Below are 2,645 nucleotides of genomic sequence, written 5' to 3' on the forward strand. Positions count from 1 at the left end.
AGCCTCTTTATCTAAAGGAATTAAGGGTGTGGAAGAAAAGAACGGTGGAAAAGGTGGAGCGCCGGGATTACTCGGGGATACAGCCAAAGCCGACTCTGCTCTAGCCAAAGCCGGAGATGGAAAATTCAAAACGAACGCCCTCCGTATCCCGACCAATTTTGAATCCTTGGGGAGTTACTTGCAAAGTGTAGCCCGAAAGATGAATATCCGTATAACTAGAAGATCGCCGATATTGGGAACTAATGCAGGACGCTATCTGTTCCATGATCTTGATCCTGATGTTCCGCATTCCAAAGGTGCAGGTTCGAAAGTTTCTCCTGAGAGACAAAAACAGATTGATGCGTTAGAATCAGGAGAGTACTCTGGTAAGAACACTAAGGGAACGGAAAAAACTTCACTTCCTAAACCAAAATCAGTCGAACCACGTGGCGAGCCAATTGAGTTTATTCCTGCATTTAAACAAGAAGTACTTGCTCTAAAAACTTATGAGAAATTAAGAGCTACGGGTTTAGATATGAAAGAAATTGAGACTTTTGCCCGAAATACTGGACTTAGTGTAAAAGAAGCGGAGCAATTAAAAACACACTTAATTTTAACAAAACATGTGAATTTACCGGATCACATGTATGGAAAATACTACTATGAAGGATACTTTGATCCCAATATAGACATTGCTCATGGTTGGGAAAGAGCACTAAAAGGTGAATTATCACCTGAAGAAAAAAAATGGTTTAGGGAATTAACAGATCATGAATTAGATGAAAGTAAGCGAATGCAAAATAATGAAGTGTACCGTACTATTGAATCATGGGATCCTGTAGAAGGAATGACAGGTAATCCTCCTGGCGCTCATGATAATGCACCAAAGCCACCAGGTATTTATCCAGGATTTAATCCTAAATTTTAAATGAGGTGAATGTATACTTGTACAAGAAATTTGAAGAAACTAGAATACGTATTAAGAATATTGATTGGTTAAATAAAGAGGAGGATAAACCTTCACATGCCATTTTGCTCTTTGAATTTTATAGAAGAAGAGCGATATTTTTAGATCATCTTTCAATAGCAACCCCAGTGAGAAGAGCTTTTCACAGTGCTGCTAAAGAGAGTGGGATTCAACTGCCCGTAGATATAGAAGCAATTTGTCCCGAATTAGAGTTAATAAAAGATGACTGGTTAGTAAAATGGACTTGCTTATTTAGTTTGGAATGGGCTTATTTAATTGATCAAAAGAACCCCGTTGCTCTTCAGTTTCAAGATATGTATGACCCGATTATTGAATTATTTAAAAGAGGTGGGCGAGTACAGTATCATCATGCTGACATTATATGTGGCCGTTTAGGTAGATCTCGTATACCTAGTAGTAGCTTAAGCTCATATGAGCCAAAAGATATACGTAATGAAGTATTAGACGAAATGGATAATGCATGGTACTACAATCAAATATTAGAGAAGAATTATTTGTTAAATCTGATTATAGAAGAAGATAGTGCTGAGAAAATTGCTGCAAACTTACTGGAACGATTAAGAGACTGCAAGGCTACATTAGGTGATAATGTTATTATTAAAACCACATTAGGTGAATTATTATTAAAAAATAAAATACATGCATATGAACACCTTAGAATTGTAAAAACTGAACTTGAACAATTTAAGATGAATAACTTGAAGATTTTGTTGTCTGATACAGAAAAAGGAGATTTGTCTTTTCGTATTAACAGAGTTTTAACCAGTCTTAAAGAAATATAAAAGAACCAAACACTAAAAAATTTATAAACGACTTTTATGAGCTTATTCCAACTCGAACTATGAGCAGGAATGAGCCTTTTTTACATTCTAAAAAAGAACTAAAAAAGATAGCGACTTCATTAATCTTTCCACTCAAAAACAATGACTTGCCATCCCTCCCCATCAGAGTTAACATACACACACTCAAACAACGGGAGGGAAAATACGCTATGTCAAATTGGCCAGATTGGTTTCTCGAAGCATTACGCCAGCGGTTTTATCAATTAGAACTAGCCAGTGAACAAGAGGCTTCATGTTCATCAGAGGATAAAAATCTATTTACGCAAATGGATCAATTTAAAACCAACCAAAACGAAGATATCCAACATCTGTTATCGGAATGGGAAGAAGCCATAGGCTATCAGCTAAGTCAGGACAAACAGTCCATCTATATGGAAGGAGTTAAAGACGGGATTCGATTGATCCTTCCCGTCATACAACCCACAGCTATTCGTTAGCCTACTGATAATGTTATCCTATGGTTTCGTTAGTCCAGTATTTCGTCTATGTCCATTCCACTTTTCAAGGTAAAAACAAAATTCGCTGGTGAGAGAATGGTTATCTTCTCCACCAACGCATTAAATAGGTTATCATCAAATTGTTCCAGTACATCTTCACGTAAGCTTAGTACTTGGATAATTTCATCGACACGTTCCTTGATTTTCGCTTGCTGTTCATGCTCCTGCTCTAGTGTCAGCTTCTGTTGTCGCATCTCGTTTAGTTCACTGGAAAGCCTGTTTGTTTCTTCTTCATATACGGCTTCATCAATCTGATTCCGTAGCTTGAGGTTCACCAGTTCCTTCAGGTCGGATTTCAATTGGTGCATCTTTCCTTCAATGTCCAATAGCGGTTCTTGC

General features: G+C 37.3%; 2 protein-coding genes and 2 pseudogenes. 3 read left to right on the forward strand and 1 reads right to left on the reverse strand.

Annotated elements, in window-relative coordinates; genetic code table 11:
* From ACIFQM_RS24075 to ACIFQM_RS24085, 3 genes and pseudogenes are all read left to right on the forward strand, one after another.
* Positions 1-907, forward strand: a pseudogene (locus ACIFQM_RS24075) (hypothetical protein); the annotation flags it as partial.
* Between the two features lie 17 nt (positions 908-924).
* A complete protein-coding gene (locus ACIFQM_RS24080; protein WP_430066303.1) occupies positions 925-1,749 on the forward strand; it encodes a hypothetical protein in 825 nt (274 codons plus the stop codon).
* A 209-nt stretch (positions 1,750-1,958) separates the two neighbouring features.
* Positions 1,959-2,246 (forward strand): hypothetical protein, encoded by a 288-nt coding sequence (locus tag ACIFQM_RS24085; protein ID WP_430042278.1) that lies wholly within the window; start codon positions 1,959-1,961, stop codon positions 2,244-2,246.
* A gap of 29 nt (positions 2,247-2,275) precedes the next feature.
* Here ACIFQM_RS24085 and ACIFQM_RS24090 read toward each other — a convergent pair.
* Positions 2,276-2,645 (reverse strand): annotated as a pseudogene (locus ACIFQM_RS24090) (recombinase family protein); the annotation flags it as partial.

Origin of the sequence: Paenibacillus sp. NRS-1782, assembly GCF_050467685.1 — a bacterium.
GTDB lineage: Bacteria > Bacillota > Bacilli > Paenibacillales > Paenibacillaceae > Paenibacillus > Paenibacillus terrae_A.